This is a genomic window from Microbacterium sp. DWRC1-3 (genome assembly GCF_049896645.1).
In the GTDB taxonomy this organism is placed as follows: Bacteria; Actinomycetota; Actinomycetes; order Actinomycetales; family Microbacteriaceae; genus Microbacterium; species Microbacterium maritypicum.
The window spans coordinates 91,078-115,028 of sequence record NZ_JAFCUS010000002.1; the positions used below are offsets into that span (position 1 = coordinate 91,078).

Annotated in this window: 25 protein-coding genes; 15 read left to right on the top strand and 10 right to left on the bottom strand. The window is 69.5% G+C overall.

What is annotated here, in order from left to right:
* Nucleotides 1-105 precede the first annotated feature (105 nt).
* On the top strand, nucleotides 106-1,617 hold the full coding sequence (gene putP, locus ACP699_RS13115; RefSeq protein WP_055869260.1) for a sodium/proline symporter PutP: 1,512 nt from the start codon (nucleotides 106-108) through the stop codon (nucleotides 1,615-1,617).
* A 29-nt stretch (nucleotides 1,618-1,646) separates the two neighbouring features.
* Here putP and deoD read toward each other — a convergent pair whose 3' ends face one another.
* The 6 genes from deoD to ACP699_RS13145 all read right to left on the bottom strand — a co-directional run bounded on the left by deoD (nucleotide 1,647) and on the right by ACP699_RS13145 (nucleotide 5,790).
* Nucleotides 1,647-2,357: a purine-nucleoside phosphorylase gene (deoD, locus tag ACP699_RS13120; RefSeq protein WP_055876340.1), complete on the bottom strand. Its 711-nt coding sequence runs from the start codon at nucleotides 2,355-2,357 to the stop codon at nucleotides 1,647-1,649.
* Between the two features lie 19 nt (nucleotides 2,358-2,376).
* Nucleotides 2,377-2,895 (bottom strand): hypothetical protein, encoded by a 519-nt coding sequence (locus tag ACP699_RS13125; protein WP_127481642.1) that lies wholly within the window; start codon nucleotides 2,893-2,895, stop codon nucleotides 2,377-2,379.
* Nucleotides 2,892-3,443, bottom strand: coding sequence for a hypothetical protein (locus ACP699_RS13130; protein WP_426171703.1), 552 nt, complete (start codon nucleotides 3,441-3,443; stop codon nucleotides 2,892-2,894). The genes ACP699_RS13125 and ACP699_RS13130 overlap by 4 nt, the downstream gene beginning before the upstream one ends.
* A 95-nt stretch (nucleotides 3,444-3,538) precedes the next feature.
* Nucleotides 3,539-3,910, bottom strand: a complete 372-nt coding sequence (locus ACP699_RS13135; RefSeq protein WP_055869264.1) for a hypothetical protein — start codon at nucleotides 3,908-3,910, stop codon at nucleotides 3,539-3,541.
* Between the two features lie 154 nt (nucleotides 3,911-4,064).
* Complete coding sequence (locus ACP699_RS13140; RefSeq protein WP_426171705.1) at nucleotides 4,065-4,733, bottom strand: DNA alkylation repair protein; 669 nt, start codon at nucleotides 4,731-4,733, stop codon at nucleotides 4,065-4,067.
* A gap of 19 nt (nucleotides 4,734-4,752) precedes the next feature.
* The gene (locus ACP699_RS13145) at nucleotides 4,753-5,790 is read right to left on the bottom strand and encodes an FUSC family protein (protein ID WP_055869266.1); all 1,038 of its coding nucleotides are present in this window, start codon (nucleotides 5,788-5,790) and stop codon (nucleotides 4,753-4,755) included.
* 98 nt (nucleotides 5,791-5,888) lie between these two features.
* On the opposite strand from ACP699_RS13145, the gene ACP699_RS13150 reads away from it, so the two are divergent.
* The 12 genes from ACP699_RS13150 to ACP699_RS13205 all read left to right on the top strand — a co-directional run bounded on the left by ACP699_RS13150 (nucleotide 5,889) and on the right by ACP699_RS13205 (nucleotide 17,630).
* The gene (locus ACP699_RS13150; protein WP_426171708.1) at nucleotides 5,889-6,467 is read left to right on the top strand and encodes a TetR/AcrR family transcriptional regulator; all 579 of its coding nucleotides are present in this window, start codon (nucleotides 5,889-5,891) and stop codon (nucleotides 6,465-6,467) included.
* A gap of 186 nt (nucleotides 6,468-6,653) precedes the next feature.
* Nucleotides 6,654-7,967 carry a cytosine permease gene (locus tag ACP699_RS13155; protein ID WP_270410341.1) on the top strand — a complete coding sequence of 438 codons (1,314 nt, stop codon included), beginning with the start codon at nucleotides 6,654-6,656 and terminating at the stop codon, nucleotides 7,965-7,967.
* On the top strand, nucleotides 7,964-9,112 hold the full coding sequence (locus ACP699_RS13160) for a DUF917 domain-containing protein (protein ID WP_055876353.1): 1,149 nt from the start codon (nucleotides 7,964-7,966) through the stop codon (nucleotides 9,110-9,112). Before ACP699_RS13155 ends, ACP699_RS13160 begins: the two co-directional genes overlap by 4 nt.
* Entirely contained in the window at nucleotides 9,112-10,662 is a 1,551-nt protein-coding gene (locus ACP699_RS13165) for a hydantoinase/oxoprolinase N-terminal domain-containing protein (RefSeq protein WP_426171710.1), read from the top strand. Before ACP699_RS13160 ends, ACP699_RS13165 begins: the two co-directional genes overlap by 1 nt.
* A gap of 36 nt (nucleotides 10,663-10,698) precedes the next feature.
* Entirely contained in the window at nucleotides 10,699-10,863 is a 165-nt protein-coding gene (locus ACP699_RS13170; protein WP_200935182.1) for a hypothetical protein, read from the top strand.
* Between the two features lie 90 nt (nucleotides 10,864-10,953).
* Nucleotides 10,954-12,066 (top strand): DUF998 domain-containing protein, encoded by a 1,113-nt coding sequence (locus ACP699_RS13175; protein ID WP_426171713.1) that lies wholly within the window; start codon nucleotides 10,954-10,956, stop codon nucleotides 12,064-12,066.
* 230 nt (nucleotides 12,067-12,296) lie between these two features.
* Nucleotides 12,297-12,500, top strand: coding sequence for a cold-shock protein (locus tag ACP699_RS13180; RefSeq protein ID WP_017831237.1), 204 nt, complete (start codon nucleotides 12,297-12,299; stop codon nucleotides 12,498-12,500).
* Between the two features lie 193 nt (nucleotides 12,501-12,693).
* Nucleotides 12,694-13,719 carry an iron-siderophore ABC transporter substrate-binding protein gene (locus ACP699_RS13185; protein ID WP_426171715.1) on the top strand — a complete coding sequence of 342 codons (1,026 nt, stop codon included), beginning with the start codon at nucleotides 12,694-12,696 and terminating at the stop codon, nucleotides 13,717-13,719.
* A gap of 33 nt (nucleotides 13,720-13,752) precedes the next feature.
* Nucleotides 13,753-14,802 carry a FecCD family ABC transporter permease gene (locus tag ACP699_RS13190; protein WP_055869273.1) on the top strand — a complete coding sequence of 350 codons (1,050 nt, stop codon included), beginning with the start codon at nucleotides 13,753-13,755 and terminating at the stop codon, nucleotides 14,800-14,802.
* Nucleotides 14,799-15,881 carry a FecCD family ABC transporter permease gene (locus ACP699_RS13195; RefSeq protein ID WP_151486766.1) on the top strand — a complete coding sequence of 361 codons (1,083 nt, stop codon included), beginning with the start codon at nucleotides 14,799-14,801 and terminating at the stop codon, nucleotides 15,879-15,881. The genes ACP699_RS13190 and ACP699_RS13195 overlap by 4 nt, the downstream gene beginning before the upstream one ends.
* Complete coding sequence (locus tag ACP699_RS13200) at nucleotides 15,878-16,678, top strand: ABC transporter ATP-binding protein (RefSeq protein WP_127481648.1); 801 nt, start codon at nucleotides 15,878-15,880, stop codon at nucleotides 16,676-16,678. Before ACP699_RS13195 ends, ACP699_RS13200 begins: the two co-directional genes overlap by 4 nt.
* Nucleotides 16,668-17,630, top strand: a complete 963-nt coding sequence (locus ACP699_RS13205; protein ID WP_426171718.1) for a siderophore-interacting protein — start codon at nucleotides 16,668-16,670, stop codon at nucleotides 17,628-17,630. Before ACP699_RS13200 ends, ACP699_RS13205 begins: the two co-directional genes overlap by 11 nt.
* Before the next feature lie 110 nt (nucleotides 17,631-17,740).
* On the opposite strand, the gene ACP699_RS13210 is transcribed toward ACP699_RS13205, so the two are convergent.
* Entirely contained in the window at nucleotides 17,741-18,583 is an 843-nt protein-coding gene (locus ACP699_RS13210; protein ID WP_426171720.1) for an alpha/beta fold hydrolase, read from the bottom strand.
* A 96-nt stretch (nucleotides 18,584-18,679) separates the two neighbouring features.
* Between ACP699_RS13210 and ACP699_RS13215 the strand changes: the two genes are divergently transcribed.
* Both ACP699_RS13215 and ACP699_RS13220 read left to right on the top strand, forming a co-directional pair.
* Nucleotides 18,680-19,246: a TetR/AcrR family transcriptional regulator gene (locus ACP699_RS13215; RefSeq protein WP_288968227.1), complete on the top strand. Its 567-nt coding sequence runs from the start codon at nucleotides 18,680-18,682 to the stop codon at nucleotides 19,244-19,246.
* A 94-nt stretch (nucleotides 19,247-19,340) separates the two neighbouring features.
* Nucleotides 19,341-20,144: a tryptophan-rich sensory protein gene (locus ACP699_RS13220; protein WP_288968225.1), complete on the top strand. Its 804-nt coding sequence runs from the start codon at nucleotides 19,341-19,343 to the stop codon at nucleotides 20,142-20,144.
* On the opposite strand, the gene ACP699_RS13225 is transcribed toward ACP699_RS13220, so the two are convergent.
* From ACP699_RS13225 to kdpC, 3 genes are read right to left on the bottom strand one after another with little or no spacing between them, the layout of a single operon-like run.
* The gene (locus tag ACP699_RS13225; RefSeq protein ID WP_017831246.1) at nucleotides 20,126-20,797 is read right to left on the bottom strand and encodes a response regulator; all 672 of its coding nucleotides are present in this window, start codon (nucleotides 20,795-20,797) and stop codon (nucleotides 20,126-20,128) included. The two genes, ACP699_RS13220 and ACP699_RS13225, sit on opposite strands and share 19 nt — an antisense overlap.
* Nucleotides 20,794-23,352 (bottom strand): ATP-binding protein, encoded by a 2,559-nt coding sequence (locus ACP699_RS13230; RefSeq protein ID WP_055876373.1) that lies wholly within the window; start codon nucleotides 23,350-23,352, stop codon nucleotides 20,794-20,796. Before ACP699_RS13230 ends, ACP699_RS13225 begins: the two co-directional genes overlap by 4 nt.
* Nucleotides 23,349-23,951: a potassium-transporting ATPase subunit KdpC gene (gene kdpC, locus ACP699_RS13235; protein ID WP_055869280.1), complete on the bottom strand. Its 603-nt coding sequence runs from the start codon at nucleotides 23,949-23,951 to the stop codon at nucleotides 23,349-23,351. Before kdpC ends, ACP699_RS13230 begins: the two co-directional genes overlap by 4 nt.

Sequence of the window (23,951 nt, forward strand, 5' to 3'; positions counted from 1 at the left end):
TTCTGAGCCGGTATATTCGCGCGGCTTTCGTAGGTGGCGCCACTCTCCCCGTGGCATCATCGACGGACCACGGAGCGGTGACCGCACCGCCCAGGGGGGACGACGATGCCCGACCAGATCTTCACGTTCGCAGCACTCGCACTGTACTTCGCGGGGATGCTGCTCATCGGCTGGATCGCCTTCCGGCGAACCGGCGATCACGAGGACTACATGCTCGGCGGTCGGAACCTCCCGCCGTGGGTGGCCGCGCTCAGTGCCGGCGCCTCCGACATGTCGGGCTGGCTCGTGATGGGTCTCCCGGGGGCGATCTACGTGTCCGGTCTCATCGAGGCGTGGATCGCGATCGGCCTCACGATCGGCGCCTACCTGAACTGGCTGCTCGTCGCGCCCCGTCTTCGCGCATACACGCAGGTGTCGCGCAACTCCATCACGGTGCCGAGCTTCTTCGAGAATCGGCTCCGCGACACGACGCGACTGCTCCGCGTGGTGTCCGGCGTCGTCATCCTCGTGTTCTTCACCCTCTACATCTCCTCGGGCATGGTGGCCGGCGGCGTCTTCTTCGAGAGCTCGTTCGACGGCGACTATCTCACCGGCATGCTGCTGGTGACAGGTGTCACCCTCGCGTACACGCTCTTCGGCGGGTTCCTCGGAGCGTCGCTGACCGACGTCGTGCAGGGACTCATGATGGTGATCGCGCTGATCGTGATCCCCGTGGCGGCGATCGTCGCCATCGGTGGATTGGCCGAGACGGGCGCGCTGATCAACGAGGTCGCGCCGGACCACCTCTCGATGCTCTCCGGGACGGCCCTCACCGGCGGCACCGTCCTCGCCATCGTCTCCTCCCTCGCCTGGGGCCTCGGGTACTTCGGACAGCCGCACATCATCGTGAGGTTCATGGCTCTGCGCTCGCCGCAGGAGGCGAAGAGCGCCCGACGCATCGGCATCTCCTGGATGGTCGTCTCCCTCGGGGGCGCTGTGCTGTCGGGTCTCGTGGGCCTCGCCTACATCGCCAAGACGGGCATCGACCTCGCCAACCCCGAGACCGTCGTGCTTCTCATGTCGCAGACGCTGCTGCATCCGTTCGTCGCCGGCCTGGTGCTCGCGGCCGTGCTCGCCGCGATCATGAGCACGATCTCCAGCCAGCTGATCGTCTGCTCCTCGGCGCTCGTCGAAGACCTGTACGGCGTGTTCCGGCGCACGCCGCCCTCGCAGAAGACCCTCATGCTGATGGGGCGACTCGGGGTCCTCGGCGTCGCGATCATCGCGGCGGTGCTGGCGATCACGCCGAACGACACGATCCTCGGACTCGTGTCGTTCGCGTGGGCGGGATTCGGCGCCGCATTCGGGCCCGTCATCCTGCTCAGCCTCTACTGGCGCAAGCTCACCAACTGGGGTGCGCTGGCAGGCATGTTCGTCGGTGCCGCGACGGTGTTCATCTGGAAGGCGCTCGACACCGGGCTCTACGAACTGCTTCCCGCCTTCGTGTTCGCCCTGATCGCGGCGGTCGGTGTGAGCCTGGTCACCTACCGGCACGACGATGAGATCCAGCAGGAGTTCACCGACACCGGCGTCATGCTGGCGCTGCCCCGCCCGCACGCCGTCGGCGACACCCCGTAGCTTCCGTGCGGGGGCGGTGGCCCGCCGAGCTACGCGGTCGCGGCGCGCAGGGCGATGCGGATCATGTCGCCGAAGGTCTGCTCGCGCTCCTGCGCGGTGGTCTCCTCGCCGGTGACGATGTGGTCGCTGACCGTGCAGATCGCGAGAGCCCGCCTGCCGTAGTACGCCGCGAGCGTGTAGAGGCCGGCGGCCTCCATCTCGACGCCCAGGATGCCGTGCTGCACGAACGGCTCCGTGAGCTCGGGGCGCGTGCTGTAGAACTGGTCGCTCGAGAACAGCTGACCCACGTGCACGGCCGATTCCAGGGGCTCGGTCTCACTCGCCTCGACCGCGGCGCGCAGCAGCGAGAAGTCGGCGACGGGTGCGAAGTCGAGGCCATGGAAGCGCACCCGGTTGATGCCGGAGTCCGTGCTGGCGCCGTTCGCGATGATGATGTCGCGGATCTTCACCTTCTCGGTCAGTGCGCCGCACGAGCCGACACGAACGATCGTCTGCACCCCATAGGCGTCGAACAGCTCGTTCGCGTAGATCGCCATCGACGGCTGCCCCATGCCGGAGCCCTGCACCGAGACGCGGTGCCCCTCCCAGGTACCGGTGAAGCCCAGCATGCCCCGCGTCTGGGAGTACAGCTCGGCATCGTCGAGGAAGGTCTCGGCGATCCACTTCGCCCGCAGCGGGTCGCCGGGGAACAGGACGATGGGGGCGATCTGACCGGGTTCTGCGGCGATGTGGGTGCTCATGGCCTCAGCGTAGTCAGCCTCATCCCGGTGCGCCCGCGAGCCCGAGCGCGGTGATGAGCTCGTAGGCAGCCGAACGGGCCTGCACGATGACGGTCCCCACCTGCACCCCCTTCGCCGACACCGACAGGAGCAGCTGGCCGTAGGGGGCGAGGATGAAGCTGAGCAGCGACAGCTGACTCTGCCCGATCGACACTGAGACCACGGCAGAAAGGCTCGGTTCAGTTCCCTGCGAGATGATCTCGGCCTCGGCCCTGGCGACGGCGAACAGCGAGCCGTTCATGGCGGCCAGGCGGTCGCCGGTCTCCCCGAGGGTGCCGACCGACGCGATGTGCAGGCCGTCGGCGGTCGAGAGGACCGCCGTCGTCAGCTCGGGGAATCGCTCCTCGAGGTGACGCAGCCGGGTGAGGGCCGCCTGGCTCACCACGCCGGACCAGAGCGCCCAGTTCGCGGCGAGGTCCGGATGCATGAGCACGGCGTCCTGCGCCGATGCCGGGTCTGTCGTCGGAGCGGGGCCATCCGCTCGAGTGGAGGCGTTCATGACTCCTCTTCCGGGAGGTCCAGTGCCGCGCAGGCCGCCCGCATGACGCTCTCGCGGTCGCGGGCGTCCGTCGCGAGAACACGCGTGGGCGGTATGCCGTATCGCTCCAGGCTCTCGGTGAGCGCGGCGCGCACGGTGTCGATCGCGTCGTCGGTGCAACGGGTCACGGCGATCGCCAGCCGATGGTGGTCGCCGGTGAAGCGCGGCAGCCAGTCGTCGGCGTCGTCGGCGATGCTCTCGCTGTCGGCGCGCAACCACAGCAGGATGCGCGTGTCGGACGAGGAGGAGCTCTGCCGCGCGTGGGCGAAGCGGTCCTGTCCGGGGAACCCGATGAGGGCCACCGAGATCTCGGCCGTGGGCTTCCAGGCTCCGTAGTCGAGTCCGACCGTGGTGGTCTTCTTTCCTGCGTCGCCGTACTCCGCGGAGCCCGCCGAGATGGGAACGTCGGTGTCCACGGGGGCGACGTCGCTCAGTGCGCGCACCGCTGTGGTCTTGCCGGCGCCGACCGGCCCGGCGAAGACGAGCCGCAAGCGCGTCGGCAGGCTCACGCGTCGCCAGCGCGCGCGCCTCGTCGGTAGATCCGACAGGGCTGCGCGCACCCACGACTCGCTCCCGGGGCTGTCGGCTCCGACGGCCCCGCCGCTCAAGCGTTCAAGGCCGCCACGTGGCGGTTCACGGCGGAGCGGAGGAGGGCGAGGTTCGTCGCCTGGCGGTCGGCTGCGAGGTAGATGAAGGTATCGCCCTCGATCATCTTGATCAGGTGCAGCTGGGTGTCGAGCGTCAGCAGCATGTCTTCGAGGGTGGCCTCGAGGCGGAGAGCGTCGATCGTCTTCCGCTTGTTCTTGACCATCTCGCTGTTGTACGCACTGGCGACGTCGAGGTCGAAGTCCGGTCGGACCGAGTGCGAAGCGAGCGGCAGGCCCGACTCGACGTCGACGACGGATGCGCCGATGAAGCCGTTGATGTCGCTCGCGATGTCGGCGATGAGTGCGTTCAGTTGATCTTGCGTAGCCATGATGATGCGTCCCCAGTTCCGCTCGCAGGTACCGGCGACCGCACCTTGCGATCGCCCCCAGTGCACATGCGAGTGGATAAAGTGTATAACGTTACCGACTGTGTGAGGCGACACGTGGCGGACACGCCAGATCCGGGGCTCTTCCCTCCGGCGCTCAGCCCTCGCGGCGCCGCACGATCTCGCTGATCCAGAGCGGTGCGAAGGGCGAGGTGCACCCGGGCGCGGTCGGGTAGTCTGCGAGCACCTGCAGGCGTTCGCCGATCGCCAGCGCCCTGGCGCGATACTCGGGGTGGAAGATGCCGATGTTCGCGAGGGTCTCGTTCATGGACCACTGCAGGCGCGACGGGGCATCCTTCATGTCCCGCTCGATCAGGTCGAGCAGGTGCGGCAGGTCCAGGCCGTCGGCGTCCTTCGTCACGCGCACGGTCGTGAGCGACCAGGCCGCAGCAGCCACCGTGGGGTCGGCGTCGTCGAACCACCGCAGCCGCAGCTCTTCGGCGAGCGGGGTCTTCTTGGCGACGTAGTTGACGAACCAGTCGTTGACCTTCGGCGGGCGCGTCTCGCGCAGCATGGCATCGAGCTCGTCGGCGGTGAAGTCGCGCGGCCGGCAGATCAGCAGCGCCAGCAGTCGCGCGGGCGTCTCGCCCGTGGCCCACAGCTCCTGCGCGAGGGGCTGGTCGGTCTTTATCCGCTTCGCCAGTGCGCGCATCCGGCTGAGGTTGATGCCGTGGTCGTCGCCGCGCTTCTCGTTGGCGGCGCGCATCTTCGGGTCTTCCAGAGCGGCCAGTTCCCCGAGGGCTTCCGCGACGGTCATGTCGGACATGCCTCCAGGGTAAGCGGGGTCAGTCCTCGTCGAGCAGCTCTCCCCTGATCCGGCGCAGATCTTCCATGAGCGAGCCGATCAGGATCCAGTGCTGCGACGAGGGCGGCCGGATCACGAGAGGAGCGGTGAGCGCGGGGATCGCCGAGGTCATGGTGTCGGGCTCCGGCGAGGCATCGGCGATCTGCACGGCCAGGCGCACATCGTGCCCGGCTCGCCGCAGCTGCTCGGCGATCGCGGCGACGGCGGGTTCCTCGCCGATCTCATCGTCGTAGTGGTCGAAGTAGGCGCGGGTCATGCCGATCGTCTGGGTCACGATGGGCGAGAGCCGGTCGAGCAGCGCACGCATCTCCCGCAGATCGGCACGGTGGGTCGAGCGGCGCGGGTTCAGGGTGAGCGACTCCTCCCCGGCGGCGATCGATGCCTCTGCGGCCTCCTTCATCGGCCGCAGCAGCCGCACCTCCAGCATCAGCTCCTGCAGCCTCGCCGGCGTCTGCGGCTCGGGCAGCGCGTCGGCTAGGCGGTCGAGGCTGGCGGCGAGCTCGCGGCCGAGCAGTCCCACATCTCGGCGAGCCGGTGCCACCAGAACCGGAGGCACGATCAGGGCGTTCACCACGATGCCGATCGCGACCCCGATCAGGGTCTCCACGATGCGTGCGAACGCGTACTCGGGACTCGACGACCCCAGCGCCAGCACCAGCATCGCCGAGATCGCCACCTGGTTGCCCGTGCCCGGAGAGGCGCGGAAGATCCACGCCACCAGCATCGCGACGACGATCGCGAGCAGCACGATCCAGCTCGGCGAGCCGAACAGCAGTCCCAGTCCGACGGCGATCACGACACCGGCGATCACTCCGATGCTGCGCTCGAGCGCCTTCGACAGCGACTGGTTCACGCTGGGCTGCACCACCAGCAGCGCGGCGATCGCGGCGAAGACCGGCAGCTGCGCGGGGAACACCCATCCGGCGATCAACCACGCGGCGATCGTCGCCGCGGCCGACTTCACGACCTGCAGCAGCGGGGAGCGCTGGGAGGCGCGGATCGCGGCGGGGATGCGCATGCCCTCCACGGTAGTCGTGACGTCCTGTGCCCGTGGCTCTTGCGTCGCAGGGAGATGCGGGGTTACGCTCTGCCTAACTAATAGTCGTTAGGTAGATGATGACCAGAGCAACGATCCTCGCGGAGGCCCGCACGATCTTCGCGCGCCAGGGCTACGCCGAGACGAGCCTGCGCGAGATCGCCGAGGCCGTCGGGATCAAGACGCCCTCCCTCTACGCGCACTTCCCCAGCAAGGAGGCGCTGTACGCCGAGGTGTACGCCGGGGTCTCGGTCGATCACACTGCGTTCTTCGACGAGCTCCTCAGGAACAGCTCCGAGTTGGAGCCGCTCGCGCGCCTGCACCACATCCTCGGGGGCATCGAGGCGTACTACCGCGATCGACCCGACCTCGCGGAGTTCAGCCTCAGGGCCGCTGTCACCGAGTACGGTCCCGGTGGCGAGCAGCTGCGACAGATCTTCCTCGACTCGGAGTCGACCCTCGCGGCCGCCGTGCGCCAGACCTATGAAGACGGTGTCGCGGCAGGCGCCTTCACCGCCGGTGACGCCGAGGGCTTCACGGCTCTGGTGTTCGTGGTCATGGACGGCCTCTTCCTCCAGCTCACCCACTACACGCCCGAGATCTACCGCGAGCGCTTCGATCAAGCCTGGCGACACCTCTCCACGATCCTGTCCCGATGAATCCCGCCGCACCGATGCGGCGGACACCATCACCCCTCGCCGGCACGGAGCCACGAACTCCGACCCGGCATCGCACGACCCGGCCGCACAGACAGGCCGCCCCCGACCCGCCCTGCGAGTCGTCCGCATTCCGGGAACCCGAATCCCCGCCGACGACTCGCAGGGCCACTTCTCAAGGAAAAGATGATGACCACCACCGACTATGAGCACGGCGTCGTGCCGCAGGACCAGCGCAAGAGCTGGCTGTCGATCGCCACCGTGTGGATCGCGATCGGCATCGACCTTTCCGGGGCGTTCCTCGGCGTCTCTCTCGCTTCCGGCATGGCCTTCTGGCCGGCGATCGGCGCGACGATGCTCGGATCTCTGCTGCTCGGACTCCTCGCGATGGCCTGCGCCTACGTCGGCGCCGCCACCGGGCTCTCCACCGCCATGATCTCCCGCGCCGTGTTCGGCCGCATCGGCGGCGCGATCCTCGCCCTGGCGATCGCCGTGAGTCTGGTCGGCTGGTACGCCGTGCAGGCCGGATTCTTCGGCGCGAACGCGCAGATCGCGTTCGCTGAGTTCACCGGCATCGACGTGCCGGTGCAGGTGTTCACCGCGATCGGCGGCGTGCTCATGGCGATCACCGCGTTCTGGGGCTACCGCTCCATCAACCGTCTCAGCACCCTCGCGGTGCCGCTGCTGCTTCTGCTGCTGGTCGTCGGCGTCATCGTCGCCTTCACGGTGAACGGTGCGGCGGGCCTCCAGGCCCCGGTCGAGGCGACCTTCACCTTCGGCGGTGCGGTGTCGCTCGTCATGGGCATCTTCATCCTCGGGGTCGTGCTCGCCCCCGACATGGCGCGGTGGGCGAAGACCCCGAAGCAGGCCATGATCGCCGGTTTCGTGGGGTTCTTCTTCGGCAACTCGATCATCCTGGTCGTCGCGATCCTGCTCGCCCGCATCATGGACGGCACCGAGCTGATGGCGATCTTCTTCGCGCTCGGCCTCGGCGGTGTCGCTGTGATCGTGCTGATTCTCGCGCAGTGGACCACGAACACGACCAACCTCTACTCGGCCGGACTCTCGTTCGCGTCGATCAGCGAGCGGCTGAGCCGTCGCACCGTCACGATCGTGCTCGGCGCCATCGGCATCATCGTCGGGGTGATCGGCGCTGCCGACTACTTCGTACAGTTCATCCTCGTCATCGGCACGATCATCGCCCCCTACGGCGGCGTGTACCTGGCGTCGTTCTTCACGGGTCGAAAGACGGCGCGCTGGGCGCACGGCGCCACCGTGCCGCTGGTCGACGGCTGGTCCATCGCGGCCTGGGTGGTCGGGATCTTCGTCGCCGTCGCGACGACGAATCCGGCGGATGGCCCCGGCTTCGGCTGGTTCACCCTCACGTCGATCTCGGCTCTCGACGGACTCCTCGTGGGCTTCGTCGCGTATCTCGTGCTGCTGCCGCTGCGTCGTCGCGTGACGCCGGCGTCGGCCCCCGTCACGGATGAGGTGAGCGCATGAGCGCTGTCGTCACGACGCCTGTGATCACGGAAGCCGACATCGACGAGATCGCCCTCGGTGCCGCCGTGCTCGGCACCGGAGGAGGCGGCGACCCGCATGTCGGCTCCCTGATCGCCAAGCGACTCATCCGCCTGCACGGGCCGGTCCCGCTGATCGCCGTCGACGACCTGAGCGATGACGACTTCGTCATCCCGATCGGAGGGATCGGCGCCCCCTCCGTGAGTGTGGAGCGCATCCAGGCCGAGTCCGAGCTGCTCGCGGCCCTGCACGCTATCGAGCGCGCCGTGGGTCGCAAAGCGACAGCGGTGATGCCGATCGAGGTCGGCGGCGGCAATTCGATGATCCCGATCGCGGCTGCGGCCCTCGCTGGCCTCCCGGTGGTCGACGGCGATGCGATGGGTCGGGCGTTCCCCGAGGCGCAGATGGTCACCTTCCACCTGGCCGGTTACGGACCCGGCACGACCGTGCTGGTCGACCATCACGGCAATGAGGTGGTGAGTCGCCCGATCGACGGCGGATGGTCGGAGCGCATCGCGCGGGCGGTCACCGTCGAGATGGGCGGAGGGGCGACCATGATCGACTACGCGTACGGCGGCGACGTCGTGCGCGAGTGCGCGATCCCCGGCACCCTCGGACTCGCTCAGCGCATCGGGCGCATCCTGCGGGGCCGGGATACCGCCGGACGCGAGCTCCGCGACGATGAGCGCATCGACGCCCTGTGCGCCGACCTCGACGCCGTGCGGCTGTTCGACGGCAAGGTCGCCGATCTGCAGCGCGCCGTGGACGGTGGATTCACGCGCGGCGCGGCCGAGCTGGTCGGTGTCGGCGTCGACCGGGGGAGCGCGTTCCGGCTCGATTTCCAGAACGAGATGCTGCTCGGACGCCGCGACGGCGTGCTCGCGGCCGTGACCCCCGATCTGATCGCCGTGCTCGACCTGGCGACGGGCATGCCGATCACTACCGAGTCCCTCCGGTACGGCGCGCGGGTCGCGGTGATCGCGATCCCCTGCCACGACAAGTGGCGTACGCCCATCGGACTGGAGACCGCCGGACCCGCCCACTTCGGGTACGACGTGGAGTGGGTTCCGGTCGAAGACATCGCGCAGCGCTCCGGTGCGCGCACGACGGATGAGGAGGCCGCGTGATGGCCGGCAGGTATCGCATCGGCATCGACGTCGGCGGCACGAACACCGACGCCGTCATCCTCGACGAGCGGCTCGACGTCGTCGCTTCGGTCAAGCGGCCCACCACGGCCGACACCGGCGACGGCGTGGCCGCGGCGATCGACGCGGTGCTCGCGGCCTCCGGCGTCGACGCCGCCCTGATCGGGCACGCCATGCTCGGCACCACCCACTGCACCAACGCGATCGTCGAGCGCCGCGGGCTCGGCCGCGTCGGCATCCTCCGACTCGGTGCACCGGCCACCACCGCCGTCCCTCCGCTGGAGGGGTGGCCGGACGATCTGCGTGCGGCGATCGGTGAGCACGCGCACCTGCTGGCCGGCGGCTTCGAGGTCGACGGCCGGGTGCTCTCCCCGATCGATGAGGATGCCGTGCGCGAGGCCTGTGCACGGATGCGCGGCGAGGTCGACGCGGTCGCCGTCGTGGGGGTGTTCGCCCCGATCGACGAGAGCCAGGAGGAGCGGGTCGCCGCCATCGTCACGGAGGAGCTGGGTGTTCCCGTGTCGCGGTCGGCGCGCATCGGCTCGCTCGGCCTGCTCGAGCGCGAGAACGCGACCGTGCTGAACGCGGCGCTGATGCAGACGCTCCGGCAGATGGCCGCAGGCTTCGTGGCGGCCCTGCGCGAGCGCGGCATCCCCGCCACGCCCTACTTCGGCCAGAACGACGGCACCCTCATGCAGCTCGAGTACGCGCTCGAGTTCCCGGTGCTGACGATCGGGTGCGGGCCCACGAACTCCATCCGTGGCGCCGCGCACCTCTCCGGGGCGACGGATGCCCTGGTGGTCGACATCGGCGGCACCACGACCGACATCGGCGTGCTCGTCGACGGGTTCCCGCGCCAGTCGGCCCACGCGGTCGAGATCGGCGGCATCCGCACCAACTTCCGCATGCCCGACGTGCTGTCGGTCGGCCTCGGCGGTGGCACGATCATCCGCGAGACCGAGGCGGGCACGACGGTCGGCCCCGACAGCGTCGGCTATCGGCTTCCTCAGGAGGGCCTGGCCTTCGGAGGGGACACCCTCACGGCCACCGACATCGCCCTCGCGGTCGGCGGGGCCGGGATCGATGGTCTCGAGGCTCCCGCGGTTCCTGAGACGGTCGGCGCCGCGGCCTGGAGTGCGATGCGCGAGATCCTCGAGGACTCGATCGACCGGATGAAGCCGAACGCCGCACCGGTCCCGGTCATCCTGGTCGGGGGTGGCGGCATCATCGCTCCGACCGAGCTCGACGGGGTCGCCGAACTGATCCGCCCCGACCACTTCGGCGCGGCGAACGCAGTGGGCGCGGCCCTCGGCGAGGTCGCCGGGCAGGTCGAGAAGATCTACCGGGTCGACCCGTCCGACCAACGGGCCTCCCGCGCGGATGCCGCCGCCGAGGCGACCGAGCGCGCGCGGCTCGCGGGCGCGGACCCGGCGACGATCGAGGTCGTCGCGGTGGAGGAGCTGCCGGTGGCCTACTCCGACGGTACAGCCGTGCTCATCCGTGCCAGAGCGGTCGGTCGCCTGGCGGCCTGAGACGAGCAGCGCCGGCGCGCGTTGTACGATCGCGGCATGACGAAGAGCACGTTCAAGCCGGGTGACGACGTCGTCACTCCTCGTTCACGGGGAAAGATCATCGACGTCTGCGCCACACCGTCGGGGCAGTTCATCTTCGGTATCGAGGATGAGACGGGGGAAGTCACCTACTTCACCCCCAAGGCTCTGCAGCACGCCTGAGGAACTCCTCCGCTCCTCGGGATGCGGCGAACCGCCGGATGCGGTGAGCGGGGCTTCCGCCCGTCATGGGTGCGTGCTTGCATGGGGCGCATGGAGCAGGACGCGAAGCTGCGCGGCGAGACGAGGGCGGTCTGGGCGACCGTCATCTGCTTCGGGGTCGGCACGGCGGTCGCCGTGCTCATCCTGGCCGGTGACGCGCGCCCGCTCACGGGGGAGGGCGCACTCGCGATGCCGGCCGCCGTCATCGCGGGCGTGATCGCCTCCGCCGCGTTCCTCGCGAGCACGCTGATGCACCGCCGCGGGGAGACGAGGTCGATGCCGCGCTGGCAGGCGGTGATCTCCGACCTCTCGACGGGCGCCCTCACCGTGGCGTTCGGCGCCGTCACGATGATGGGAGTGCTGCTCGCCGCCGAGGTGTTGGCTGCCGGTCTCCAAGGGCTGCAGCTTGCGGCGGCCGGGGGAGCGCTCCTCACGGGGGTGGTCTCGGCGGTCGGTGGGCGCTTCGCATTCGGAGCCGGTGTCGGCCTGCGCACAGCCGACCTCGCCGCGCTCCTGTTCGGCTTCCTCGTGGTCGGCACGCTGTTCGCCATGGTGACCGCGGCCGACCCGCGCTGGTGGGAGCAGAACTTCTCGCAGCTGGGCTCCGGGTCGTGGGCGTTCAACGGCACCCTCGTCGTGGCAGGTCTGCTCGTTGCGACCGTCGGTTCGTACATCGGGCGCGACCTGCACCGCCTGCGCGGCGACGGGGTCCTCTCCCGCATCGCCGTCGTCGTCGCGCTGTGGGCGGCGACCGGCGTCGCGCTCGCCGCGGTCGGGCTGCTGCCGCTGAACCGGGTGCCGATCCCGCATGACATCGCCGCCTTCGCGACGCTCGTGCTGTTCGCCGTGGCGGCCGCGACCACCGTGACCTCGATTCCCGGGCGCCCTCGTGCGCTCCTGGTCACCTCGGTCGGCGTCGGGCTGCTCCTCGTGGTCGCGCTCGTGCTGTGGATCCCGCTCGGCCTGTACTCGGCCACAGCGGTCGAGGCGATCGTCGTGGGGCTCGGACTGCTGTGGATGGCGACGCTCGTCCGCGTGCTCGCGATCGTCGCACCTGAGGGGTCCCGTCCCTCGGCGCGCCCGTCGCTGAGGCGCGCCCGGCATCCTTCGGGCGGGCCATCGGAAAGTCGGGGGCGCGCTCGCGGGGATGGCGTGGTACGGTAGGCAACGTGCCTCTTCCCGGAGGCGTCATTCATTACCGGCCCGCGAACGCTTGCTGCGACGTGTGTGGCCCGACATCTGGATCCGAATTCTGCGCCGATTGGTTCGGCTCGGATCCCCTGAAAACTTCGCCCCTTCCGTTCGGAGGGAGGCTCACTCGTATCCTCCGGTTCTTCCGGTGCGATGCACAAGCCGTGTAAAACAGCGGCTAGATCAACAGAAAGTAGAAACACATGGCCACTGGCACTGTGAAATGGTTCAACGCGGAAAAGGGCTTCGGCTTCATCGCTCCCGATGACGGCTCGGACGACCTCTTCGCCCACTACTCGGCTATCGCCGGCTCCGGTTTCAAGGAGCTCCGCGAGAACCAGAAGGTCGAATTCGACGCTGAGCGTGGCCCCAAGGGCATGCAGGCGGCGAACATCCGCGCTCTCTGAGCGCGCGCTGACTTCCTGAAACCGGTCGGATCCTCACGGATCCGGCCGGTTTTTTCGTGCCTCCGTCGTCGGAACCTCGGGAAGATCCGGGGTGAGGTTCACCTAACCTCCGTGTTAGATTAGGCCAGGCTTACCAAAGGCTGGGCGCTTCATCTGCGCCGCCCCCCTCACCCCGAACCCGAAGGGAACGCCTGTGCGCACCTCTCGAATCCTCGCCATCGGCGCGGCCGCCGCGCTCGCCATCGGCCTCTCCGCCTGTGCGTCCTCCGCGCCGGAGTCGACCTCGACCACCGGCGGCAACCCCGCATCCGACGACGCCTTCCCCGTCACCGTAGAGCACGTCTACGGCGAGACCACGATCACCGAGAAGCCCGAGCGCGTCGCTACCGTCGCGTGGGCGAACCACGAGGTGCCGCTGGCCCTGGGCATCGTTCCGGTCGGCATGAGCAAGGCGTCGTGGGGTGACGACGACGACAACGGCGTGCTGCCCTGGGTCGAGGAGAAGCTCGATGAGCTGGGCGCCGAGACGCCGGTGCTGTTCGACGAGACCGACGGTATCGACTACGAGGCCGTCGCCGACACCGAGCCCGACGTGATCCTCGCCGCCTACTCCGGCCTCACGCAGGAGGAGTACGACACCCTCTCCAAGATCGCTCCGGTCATCGCGTACCCGACGGTCGCCTGGGGCACCTCGGTCGACGACATGATCGAGATGGACTCCAAGGCCCTCGGCCTCGAGAAGGAGGGCAAGGCTCTGATCGAGCAGCTGGACGCCGACGCGCAGAAGGCGCTGGAGGCCAACAGCGTGCTGAAGGACAAGAAGGTCCTCTTCTCCTACATCGACCCGACAGACCTCAGCCAGGTCGGGTACTACACGGCGATCGACACCCGCCCCGGTTACCTCCACGGCCTCGGCCTGCCGTTCCCCTCGATCGTCGAGGAGAACAAGGACAGCGACCAGTTCTACCTGACGGTCAGCGCCGAAGAGGCGCAGAAGTTCGATGACGTCGACCTGTTCATCACGTACGGCGATGAGACGATCATCCCCTTGCTGCAGGCCGACCCGCTGCTGTCGAAGATCCCGGCCATCGCCGAGGGGCGCATCGCCGTCCTTCCGGACGCCACCCCCATCGCGGCATCGGCGAACCCGTCGCCGCTGTCCATCCCGTGGGGCCTCAGCGACTACCTCGCGCTCCTGGCTGCACCGCTCGCGCCGTAGTCGTTCGATCCGCCGCAGCGGAGTGAATGCTCAGTGACCTCAGCAACCGTCATCGCACCGGCACCGGGCGCCGCAGACCTGCGGCGCCCGGTGCTGGTGAGAACCATCTGGCTCCTCGTCGGGATCGTGGTGCTCGTCGTCCTCAGCATCCTGTCGATCTCGTTCGGCGTGCGGGCGGTCTCGTTCGACGACATCGCGGCGGCCCTCACCGGCCGCACCGACACGATCGCCGAGGCCGCGATCGTCAAGCGCATCCCCCGCACTGTCCTCGCGCTCCTCGTCGGCGCGGCACTCGCCCTCTCCGGAGCGACCATGCAGGCGGTGACGCGGAACCCCATCGCCGACCCCGGCATCCTCGGCGTCTCGAACGGCGCCTCGCTGGCCGTCGTGTGCGGCATCGCCTTCTTCGGCCTCGCCGATCCCTACGGACAGATGGCCTTCGCGATCGCGGGAGCCGGGATCGCCGCTGTCTTCGTCTACACGGTCGGATCGCTCGGCCGCGGGGGAGCGACTCCCCTCAAGCTCGCCCTCGCGGGTGCCGCCACCTCGGCCGCCTTCGCCTCGCTCATCAGCGCCGTCATGCTCCCTCGCGTCGATCTGCTGCAGACGTTCCAGTCCTGGCAGATCGGCGGCGTCGGCGGGGCGGAGTGGCCGCGCATCGCCCTCACGGCACCCGTCCTCGCCGTCGGCGCCCTCATCTGCTTCCTCTGCTCCCGGGGGATGAACTCCCTCGCGCTCGGCGACGAGATGGCCAAGGGGCTCGGCGAGAACGTCTTCCGCACGCGCCTGATCTCGGCGCTGGGTGCGGTGATCCTCGCGGGAGCCGCCACCGCGATCGCGGGGCCCATCGGCTTCGTCGGATTGATCATCCCGCACGTGTGCCGCATGCTCGTGGGCACCGATCACCGTTGGCTGCTCCCGTTCTCGGCCATCGCCGGTGCCGCGCTGCTGACCGCGAGTGACATCGTGGGTCGCGTGATCGCCCCGTCGTCGGAGGAGATCCAGGTCGGGATCATCACCGCCATCATCGGAGCGCCGTTCTTCATCTGGATCGTCCGTCGGCAGAAGGTGCGTGAGCTGTGAGGTCGACCGAACACGCCGTGCACACCCTCGACCGGGTCGACGAGCCGGCATCTGCCCGGATCGCCAGGATCGTCGCGGGCCGTCGCTCGCGTCACCGTCGGCACGCGGTCGCCACGATCGTCCTCGGCGTCCTGGTGCTCGCCCTCTTCGCGGTCGCTCTCATGGTGGGAAACACGTTCTACACGCCCGACGAGGTGATCCGCGTGATCCTCGGTGAGACCGTGCCCGGTGCTTCGTTCACCGTCGGCGACCTGCGGCTGCCGCGAGCGGTGCTCGCCGTCCTCACCGGGATCGCCTTCGGCATGGCGGGTGTCTGCTTCCAGACGATGCTGCGCAATCCGCTCGCGTCTCCCGACATCATCGGCATCTCGAACGGTGCCGGTGCCGCGGCCGTGTTCGGCATCATCGTGCTCTCGGTCAACGGTCCTGTCGTGTCGCTGCTCGCCCTGGGCGGCGCCGTCGCCACCGCCCTGGTGATCTATCTGCTCTCGATCAAGGGCGGCTTCGCCGGCACCCGACTCATCCTGATCGGGATCGGGGTCGCGGCGATGCTGCAGAGCATCATCTCGTACATGCTGTCGAGGGCGGCGAACTGGGACATCCAGACCGCGATGCAGTGGTTGACCGGAAGCCTCAACAACGCATCGTGGGAGCGCGTGCTCCCGATGGCGATCGCCGCGGTGGTCATCGTGCCGCTGATGCTGTCGCAGGGGCGTTCGCTCGGAGCCCTCCAGCTCGGAGACGACTCGGCGGCGGGCCTCGGCATCCGGGTCAACGCCACGCGCCTGCTGCTCATCCTCGGTGCGGTCGCGCTCCTCGCTTTCGCCACCGCGGCCACCGGTCCCATCGCCTTCGTCGCGTTCATGGCCGGACCCATCGCGGCGCGCATCACGGGTCCGGGGGCGAATCTGCTCCTGCCGTCGGCCTTCGTCGGCGCCGCGCTCGTGCTCGGCGGCGACCTCATCGGACAGTTCGCCTTCGGCACCCGCTACCCCGTCGGCGTCATCACCGGCGTGGTCGGCGCGCCCTATCTGATCTACCTGCTCATCCGCACCAACCGCTCCGGGGGTTCGCTATGACCGTCTCGCACAGCCTGTCGGCCGAGGGGGTGACGCTCGCCTACGGCGACCGCACCATCATCGACGGCCTCGACCTGCAGATCGCGCCCGGTCGCATCACCACCATCGTGGGCGCGAACGGATGCGGCAAGTCGACGCTGCTGCGCGCGCTCGCCCGCCTGCTGTCTCCGAGCGAAGGCCAGATCGTGCTCGACGGCACCTCGGTGCACACCCGCCCCACCAAGGAGGTCGCGCGCATCCTCGGTCTGCTGCCGCAGTCGCCCGTCGCGCCGGAGGGCATCGCCGTCGCCGACCTCGTCGGTCGCGGAAGGCACCCGCATCAGAAGATGCTCGCGCGGTGGAGCACGCACGACTACGAGGTGGTGGCGGACGCCCTCGACGCGACCGGCATCTCCGACCTCGCCGACCGCAGCGTCGATGAGCTCTCTGGCGGTCAGCGCCAGCGCGTGTGGATCGCGATGGCGCTCGCGCAGGAGACCGACATCCTGCTGCTGGACGAGCCGACGACGTTCCTCGACGTCGCCCACCAGGTCGAGGTGCTCGATCTGCTCACCGATCTGAGCGTCTCGCGCGGCACGACCATCGTGATGGTCCTCCACGACCTCAACCTCGCCGCCCGCTATGCGGACGAGCTGGTGGCCATGAAGGACGGTCGGGTGCACGCGGCGGGGGCACCGAAGGACATCGTCACCGCCGAACTCGTCGAAGAGGTCTTCGGCCTCGCCAATCAGATCACCATCGATCCGGTCTCCGGCAAGCCGATGGTCACACCCATCGGGAGGCACCATGTCCGCTGAGACGACCACGACCGACCGTCCGACCTACATCCTCACCCGCGCCGAGGTGCGGGCCGTCGTGCGCGTCTCGCCCTCGTTCGTGCGGGTGACCTTCGGCGGCGACGAGCTGAGCGAGTTCGGCACGCCGGGTGAGGTGTTCGACAGTCGCATCAAGCTGGTCTTCCCGCCCGCGACCGGTGTTCTTCCCGACCTCGACCGGGCATCGGACAACTGGTGGCAGGCCTTCCTCGCGGTGCCGGAGGAGGAGCGCGGATCGATGCGCACCTACTCCGTGCGCGAGCTGCGCGTCGACGACGAGACCGGGACCGAGGTCGACGTCGATTTCGTGCTGCACCTCGAGCCGGGCCTGACCGGACCCGCGTCGCTGTGGGCGAGCCAGGCCGCGGTCGGGCAGGAGCTGTACCTGGTCGGACCGCGTCGCGGCGTCGATGTCGGCGCGCACGGTGGCGCCGAGTTCGCCCCCGGCACCGCCGCATCGGTCGTGCTCGCGGGGGACGAGACGGCCGCTCCGGCGATCGCCCGCATTCTGGAGGACGCACCTCGTGGCCTGCGCGGCGTCGCCTTCATCGAGGTGCCGTCGCCTGCCGACATCCTGCGCATCGACGTGCCGACCGGCGTCGAGGTGCACTGGCTGCCGCGCGATGCCGGTGAGCCGCACGGTCTGCGCCTGATCCCCGCCGTGCTCGGCTACCTGGGTGACGCCGACGCCACGGACGAGATCCGGGTGAAGGACATCGACGGCGAGGATCTGCTGTGGGAGACGCCGGAGTACTCCGGGCTCGGCGAGGAGATCGCCGCGGCCGACGCCCCGGCCGAGCGCTACTTCTGGATCGCGGGGGAGAGCGGCGTGGTCACCACGCTCCGTCGCCACCTGGTCAAGGACCTGGGCATCGATCGTGGTCAGGTGGCCTTCATGGGCTACTGGCGTCGCGGTGTCGCCATGCGCGGCTGAGGCGCTGCCGGCGTCGGCCTGATCGCACATCGCCCCCGTCGCACTCTCCGTCGCTGTCGAGGATCTCGAGCGACCGGAAGGGCGACGGGGGCGGATGCGGCGCGGAGGACCTACTTCGCGAGGAAGGTCTTCAGTGCGGAGTTGACCTCGTCGGCGTGGGTCCACAGCAGACCGTGCGGAGCGCCCTCGACCTCGACGTAGTCGGCCTCCGGCACCGCCTGGTGGAAGCGGCGGGCGGTCGCGTCGATCGGGAGGATGTTGTCCTTCGTGCCGTGCAGGATCAGCGTGGGCTTGCCGGCTGCGCGGACGGCTTCCACGTCGCCGCGGAAGTCCTCGATCCAGGACGAGACGACCGCGTAGGCCGCGACGGGCGCGCTGCCGACGGCGACGTTCCAGCTGCCGGTGACGGCCTGCTCGCTGATGCGCGAGCCGAGGTTCTCGTCGAGGTTGTAGAAGTTCTTGTAGAAGTCGGTGAACCACGCGAAGCGGTCGCCCTTGGCGGCAGCCTCGATGCCGTCGAAGACCTCCTGCGGAACACCCTCGGGGTTGTCGTCGCGCTGCACGAGGAACGGTTCGAGCGAGGCGAGGAAGGCGAGCTTCGCCACGCGCTCGTGGCCGTAGCGGGCGACGTAGCGGGCGAGCTCTCCCGTTCCCATCGAGAAGCCGACGAGAACGACGTCGCGCAGGTCGAGTGTCTCCAGCACCGTGTGGAGGTCGGCGGCGAAGGTGTCGTAGTCGTAGCCGGTGTTGACCTTCGACGATCCGCCGAACCCACGGCGGTCGTAGGTGATGACGCGATAGCCCTGTGCGAGCAGCTCGCGGGTCTGGCGCTCCCAGCTGTGGCCGTCGAGCGGATAGCCGTGGATCAGGACGACGGGCTGGCCCGATCCCTGGTCTTCGTAGTAGAGCTCGATCGGGGTGCTGTTCTCGTTGCCGACGGTGATGTAACCCATGATCCTGATCCTTTCGATCCCGGTGAGAACGATCGTTCTCGCTCGATGTCTCCAATGTAGAGAACGTTCGTTCTCGTGTCAAGTAGACTTCTGGTCATGACCGAAGACGAGGCCCGCGAGCGCATCCTGACCGCCGCCGAAGAGCTTTACTACCGCAAGGGGTACGCGGCCGTGGGCATGGACGAGCTGCGTCAGTTCGCCGGGGTCTCGTTGCGTCGCCTCTACTCGCTCTTCCCCGCGAAGACCGACATCGTCGCGGCGGTCCTCGAGCGCAAGCACGCCCAGTGGGAGTCGGGGCTGTCGGAGGCGGTGGCGGGGGCCGGTGACGATCCTCGTGCGCGGCTGCTCGCCGTCTACGGATACCTCGAGAACTGGTTCTGCGCCGACGACTTCCGCGGCTGCGCCTTCATCAACGCGTTCGGCGAGCTCGGCGGCACGAATCCCGAGGTCGCCGAGATCGTGCGCGCACACAAGGCGTCGTTCCAGCAGTACATGGCAGACCTGGTCGCCGAGACGGGTGCTCCCGCGGCGCTCGCCCCACAGCTGTCGATCCTCGCCGAGGGTGCGCAGAGCACGGCCGCGATCTCCGCCGATCCGGCTGTCGCCATGCAGGCTCGGGGTGCCGCCGAAGTCCTGATCGACGCGGCGTTCGCCCGCTCCTGATCCGACAGGCGCATTTGCCTCACCTGGTTAGCGAAACGGAGATCGGGTGTCAACCCCGATGCGCTCCGCTCGCGGCCCCCGTATCGTTCGACGCATGGAATCACGCACGAAGGGCATCGGTCGCCAGACGCTGATCATCTCCGCGGCGACGTTCATGCTGATCGCGGCCACCATCGGGGCGGGAGCTTTCGGTGGAACATCCGTCGACGACCTGCAGGACGGCGCGCTCTCGGCGCAGGGGTCGTATCTCGCCCCGGCGGGACCGGCCTTCTCGATCTGGTCGCTCATCTACCTCGGCTTGATCGCCTACACGGTGTGGCAGGCGTTCCCGGCGCAGCGGCAGGATCCTCGCCAGCAGGCCGTGGGCGGATGGGTCGCCGCATCGATGGTGCTGAACGGCTTGTGGCTGGTGACGGCGCAGTACCTCACGCTGTGGCTCACGGTCATCGTGATCGCGCTGCTGCTGGCCGTGCTCGCCCGGGTGATCGTGGTGCTCGGACGCTTCCCGGCACGCAACCTCGCCGATCGCATCCTCACCGACGGCGCGAACGGTCTGCACTTCGGCTGGGTCACGATCGCGACCGTCGCGAACACGGCTGCCTGGCTCACGCAGATCGCTCCCGAGAGCTGGGCGCAGGCGGCGGATGCCTGGGCGATCGCCGTGCTGGCCGTTGTCCTGGTGATCGGCGCAGCCGCGGCATGGGTCACCGGACGCATCGCTCCGGCCCTCGCGACGGCCTGGGGTCTGTCCTGGCTCGCCGTGGGCAGGCTCACGGGGGAGCCTGCGAGCACCCCGACCGCCGTCGCTGCGATCGTCGTGGCCGTCGTGCTGGTGCTCGTCGCCGTCGTCGCCGCGATCCGTCGGAGGAGTTCCGCGGCTCAGAGCACCAGTCGGTAGCCCATCCCGGCTTCGGTGAGCAGGTGCACGGGAGCACCGGGCGCCTGTTCGAGCTTCTTGCGCAGCTGCGACATGTACAGGCGCAGGTAGCCCGAGTCGGAGACCTGCTCGCTGCCCCAGATCTCCTTCAACAGATCCTGGCGGGTGACCAGAGCCCCCGGATGCCGGGACAGGTGCTCGAGCATCCGCCACTCGGTCGGGGTCAGGTGCACGCGCGCGCCGCCGCGGGTCACGGTCTTGGTCGCGAGGTCGACCACCACGTCGCCGAATGCCACGGTCGATTCGCCACTGGCCGGGATCGAGCGACGGGAGAGCGCGCGCAGACGTGCGAGCAGCTCGTCGACCTGGAACGGCTTGGTCACGAAGTCGTCGGCTCCGGCGTCGAGCGCCTCCACCTTGTCGGCCGAGCCCGTGCGGCCGGACACCACGATGATCGGCACGTTGGTCCACCCGCGCAGCGCCTGGATCACCTCGATGCCGTCGAGCCGGGGCATGCCCAGGTCGAGCATGATGAGGTCGGGGTGGGTCTGCGCGGCGGCGGCGATCGCGGCGGCGCCGTCGGGGGCCACCACCACCTCGTATCCGTGCGCGGCCAGGGTGATCCTCAGGGCTCGAACCATCTGCGGGTCGTCGTCGGCGATGAGGAGCTTCACTCCGTGCCCTCCGTGTCGCGGGGTCCTGCAGCCAGCGGCAGGGAAATGACCATGGTGAGGCCTCCACCAGGAGTGTCCTCGGGTGTCAGGGTACCGCCCATCCCCTCGGTGAACCCGCGCGACAGGGCGAGTCCGAGCCCGAGTCCTGTCGTGTTGTCGGTGTCGCCGAATCGCTGGAACGGCTGGAAGATGCGGTCGCGCCGCTCAGGCGAGACGCCTTCTCCGCGGTCGATGATGCGGATCTCGGCCCGATCACCGAGGGCGCTCGTGGACACGATGACCCGGGTGTCATCCGGGGAGTGCCGGTGCGCATTGGCGATCACGTTGACCAGCACGCGCAGGAGCAGCACCGGGTCGGCGTGCAGCGGGGGCAGGTCGGGGTCGAGGGCCAGTTCGACGTCCGACGGACCGAGGCCCAGTTCGTCCACGGCCGCGAGCACGCAGCCGGCGGCATCCATCCGAGACGAGGAGACGGCGAGCACGCCCGCCTGAACGCGGCTCACGTCGAGCAGATCGGTCACCAGCGTCGACAGCGTCGCCAGACTCTCGTCGGCGGTGGCGAGCAGCTCCTCGCGATCGGATGCCGACAGGCCGTGGGAGCCGCGAAGGCCGCCGATGGCCGCGACCGCCGAGGCGAGCGGGCGCCGGAGGTCGTGGCTGACGGCCGACAGCAGGGCGCTGCGCACCTGATCGGTCTCGGCCAGCGCCTCGGCCTCGCTCGCGGTCGCACGAAGGTCGGTGTGCTCGATCGCGGCCGACAACTGGGCGACGATCGCGTCCAGCAGACGACGCTCGGGTCCGGCGAGAGGCTCACCGTTCAGCTCCAGCACCGCGCGGGGTCCGCCGCCGGGGACGACACCGACAGGGATGGTCGTGGCACGCCCGTCGGCCAGGGGTTCGCCGTCGCTGGCGAGCACCTCGCCGTCGGGTGCGAGCAGGCGCACGCCGCTGAGGCCGAACGCCTCCCTGGTGCGGCTGACCAGCGCCAGCACGGCGTTGTCACCGCGGAGCACGTTGCCGGCGACCGCGGCGAGCAGCTCGGCTTCGGCCGCGGCGCGCTGGGCGGTGCGGGCGCGACGCGCGGCCTGGTCGACGATGATGCTGACCAGGATCGCGATGACGACGTAGAGCGAGAGGGCGAGCGCGTGCAGCGGATGGGCGATCGTGATCGTGAAGAGCGGAGCGACGAAGAGGAAGTCGAGCGTGACGCCCGAGAGCACCGCCGCGAACACCGCGGGGCGGATGCCGCCGATCAGGGCCACGACCACGACGAGCAGCTGATACGCGAGAACCTCGGCGGTGATCGACTCGGGGCTGCGGAACGTGAACATGATCCACGAGAGGATCGGCCCGAAGAGGAGGGCGACGCCGAAGCCGAGCAGCTGCCGCCGCCAGCCCAGGGCGCCGCCGGTGATGCGCGGGAGCACCATCCGCCCACCCGCCGCGGCGTGGGTGACGATGTGCACGTCGATGTCGCCGGAGCGGCGGATGACCTCCGAGCCGATGCCGGGGCCGGTCAGTGCGGCGGTGAGCCGACTGCGCCTGCTGACGCCGATCACGAGTTGCGTGGCATCGGCGCCCTGCGCGAACTCGACCAGTGTGGCCGGGATGTCGTCGCCGACGACCTGGTGGTAGGTGCCGCCGAGCGACTCCACGAGCGTGCGCTGCGCGGCGAGGGCGCCAGGAGTCTCGTCGCGCAGGCCGTCCTGTGCCGAGATGTGCACGGCGAGCAGCTCGCCGCCGGCGGAGCGCGCGGCGATCCTGGCGCCGCGGCGCAGCAGCGTCTCGCCCTCGGGGCCGCCGGTCAGGGCGACGACCACGCGTTCTCTGGCCTGCCAGGTGCCCTCGATGCCCTGCTCGGCGCGGTAGCTGCGCAGGGCGCTGTCGACCTCATCGGCGAGCCAGAGCAGGGCGAGCTCGCGCAGCGCGGTGAGGTTGCCGAGGCGGAAGTAGTTCGACAGGGCGGCGTCGATCCGCTCGGCCGGGTAGACGAACCCGGCGGAGAGCCGATCGCGCAGGGTCTGCGGGGCGAGGTCGACGACCTCGATCTCGTCGGCGGCGCGGACCACGGCGTCCGGGATGGTCTCCTGCTGCGCGATGCCGGTGATCTTCTCGACCACGGCGTTCAGCGACTCGATGTGCTGGACGTTGACGGTGGTCATCACGTCGATGCCCGCGTCCAGCAGCTCGTCGACGTCCTGCCAGCGCTTCGCGTTGCGCGATCCGGGGGCGTTGGTGTGAGCCAGCTCGTCCACGAGGGCGATCTCGGGCGCCCGATCCAGCACGGCGTCGACATCGAGCTCGGTCAGGGCGATGCCCCGGTGCAGATCGACCCGCCGCGGCACCTCGGGGAGCCCGGCGGTCTGCGCCTGCGTGGCGGCGCGCTCGTGCGTCTCCACGATCGCGATCACGACGTCGTGACCCTCGTCGAGCATGCGACGCCCCTCGGCGAGCATCTCATAGGTCTTGCCCACGCCGGGGGCGGCTCCGAGGAGTACTCGGAGCCGCCCCCGGCGTGAGTGGCCGTGAGATCGACGAAGCGGCGCTGCGGTCATTCGCCCTCCCGTTCATCGAGCGCGAGATTGAGCTCGGCGACGTTGATGCGTTCCGCGCCGAGGAATCCCAGATCCCGCCCTTGAATCCTAGACTCCACGATGTCGCGCACCTCCTGTGCGGACAGTCCGCGGGCCTCGGCCACGCGCGGCACCTGGAGCAGCGCGTACGCCACGCTGATGTGCGGGTCCAGGCCCGAGGCCGAGGCGGTGACCGCATCGGCCGGCACCTGCGACGGGTCGACGCCCTCGCGGTCCGCGATCGCGGCCTTGCGCTCCTCGATCGAGGCCACCAGGTCGGCGTTCTCCGGGCCGAGGTTGCTGCCGCTGGAGCCGGCGCCGTCGTAGCCGTCGCCCGCAGCGGACGGACGCGACTGGAAGTACTGCGGGAGCGCTTCGCCGTCGGCATCCGTGAAGGACTGGCCGATCAGCGAGCTGCCCCGCTCATCAGGGAGGGGGGAGCCGTTCGCCTGCCAGGGGAGCAGCAGCTGGCCGATGCCGGTGACCAGCAGCGTGTAGCCGACGCCGAGCACGAGGGTGAGGACGAGCATCGCGCGGACGGCGACACCGGTGGTGCGGGCCGCGGTGCGTGTGGAGGACAT

Bases quoted from the DNA above. Each gene is read 5' to 3' on its own strand.
- ACP699_RS13150 (WP_426171708.1), top strand. From the start codon at position 5,889: ATGACCAGAGCAACGATCCTCGCGGAGGCCCGCACGATCTTCGCGCGC.
- ACP699_RS13210 (WP_426171720.1), bottom strand. From the start codon at position 18,583: ATGGGTTACATCACCGTCGGCAACGAGAACAGCACCCCGATCGAGCTC.
- deoD (WP_055876340.1), bottom strand. From the start codon at position 2,357: ATGAGCACCCACATCGCCGCAGAACCCGGTCAGATCGCCCCCATCGTC.
- ACP699_RS13165 (WP_426171710.1), top strand. From the start codon at position 9,112: ATGGCCGGCAGGTATCGCATCGGCATCGACGTCGGCGGCACGAACACC.
- ACP699_RS13125 (WP_127481642.1), bottom strand. From the start codon at position 2,895: ATGAACGCCTCCACTCGAGCGGATGGCCCCGCTCCGACGACAGACCCG.
- ACP699_RS13140 (WP_426171705.1), bottom strand. From the start codon at position 4,733: ATGTCCGACATGACCGTCGCGGAAGCCCTCGGGGAACTGGCCGCTCTG.
- ACP699_RS13220 (WP_288968225.1), top strand. From the start codon at position 19,341: ATGGAATCACGCACGAAGGGCATCGGTCGCCAGACGCTGATCATCTCC.
- ACP699_RS13155 (WP_270410341.1), top strand. From the start codon at position 6,654: ATGACCACCACCGACTATGAGCACGGCGTCGTGCCGCAGGACCAGCGC.
- ACP699_RS13200 (WP_127481648.1), top strand. From the start codon at position 15,878: ATGACCGTCTCGCACAGCCTGTCGGCCGAGGGGGTGACGCTCGCCTAC.
- ACP699_RS13230 (WP_055876373.1), bottom strand. From the start codon at position 23,352: ATGACCGCAGCGCCGCTTCGTCGATCTCACGGCCACTCACGCCGGGGG.
- ACP699_RS13205 (WP_426171718.1), top strand. From the start codon at position 16,668: ATGTCCGCTGAGACGACCACGACCGACCGTCCGACCTACATCCTCACC.
- ACP699_RS13175 (WP_426171713.1), top strand. From the start codon at position 10,954: ATGGAGCAGGACGCGAAGCTGCGCGGCGAGACGAGGGCGGTCTGGGCG.
- putP (WP_055869260.1), top strand. From the start codon at position 106: ATGCCCGACCAGATCTTCACGTTCGCAGCACTCGCACTGTACTTCGCG.
- ACP699_RS13180 (WP_017831237.1), top strand. From the start codon at position 12,297: ATGGCCACTGGCACTGTGAAATGGTTCAACGCGGAAAAGGGCTTCGGC.
- ACP699_RS13145 (WP_055869266.1), bottom strand. From the start codon at position 5,790: ATGCGCATCCCCGCCGCGATCCGCGCCTCCCAGCGCTCCCCGCTGCTG.
- ACP699_RS13170 (WP_200935182.1), top strand. From the start codon at position 10,699: ATGACGAAGAGCACGTTCAAGCCGGGTGACGACGTCGTCACTCCTCGT.
- ACP699_RS13160 (WP_055876353.1), top strand. From the start codon at position 7,964: ATGAGCGCTGTCGTCACGACGCCTGTGATCACGGAAGCCGACATCGAC.
- kdpC (WP_055869280.1), bottom strand. From the start codon at position 23,951: ATGTCCTCCACACGCACCGCGGCCCGCACCACCGGTGTCGCCGTCCGC.
- ACP699_RS13215 (WP_288968227.1), top strand. From the start codon at position 18,680: ATGACCGAAGACGAGGCCCGCGAGCGCATCCTGACCGCCGCCGAAGAG.
- ACP699_RS13135 (WP_055869264.1), bottom strand. From the start codon at position 3,910: ATGGCTACGCAAGATCAACTGAACGCACTCATCGCCGACATCGCGAGC.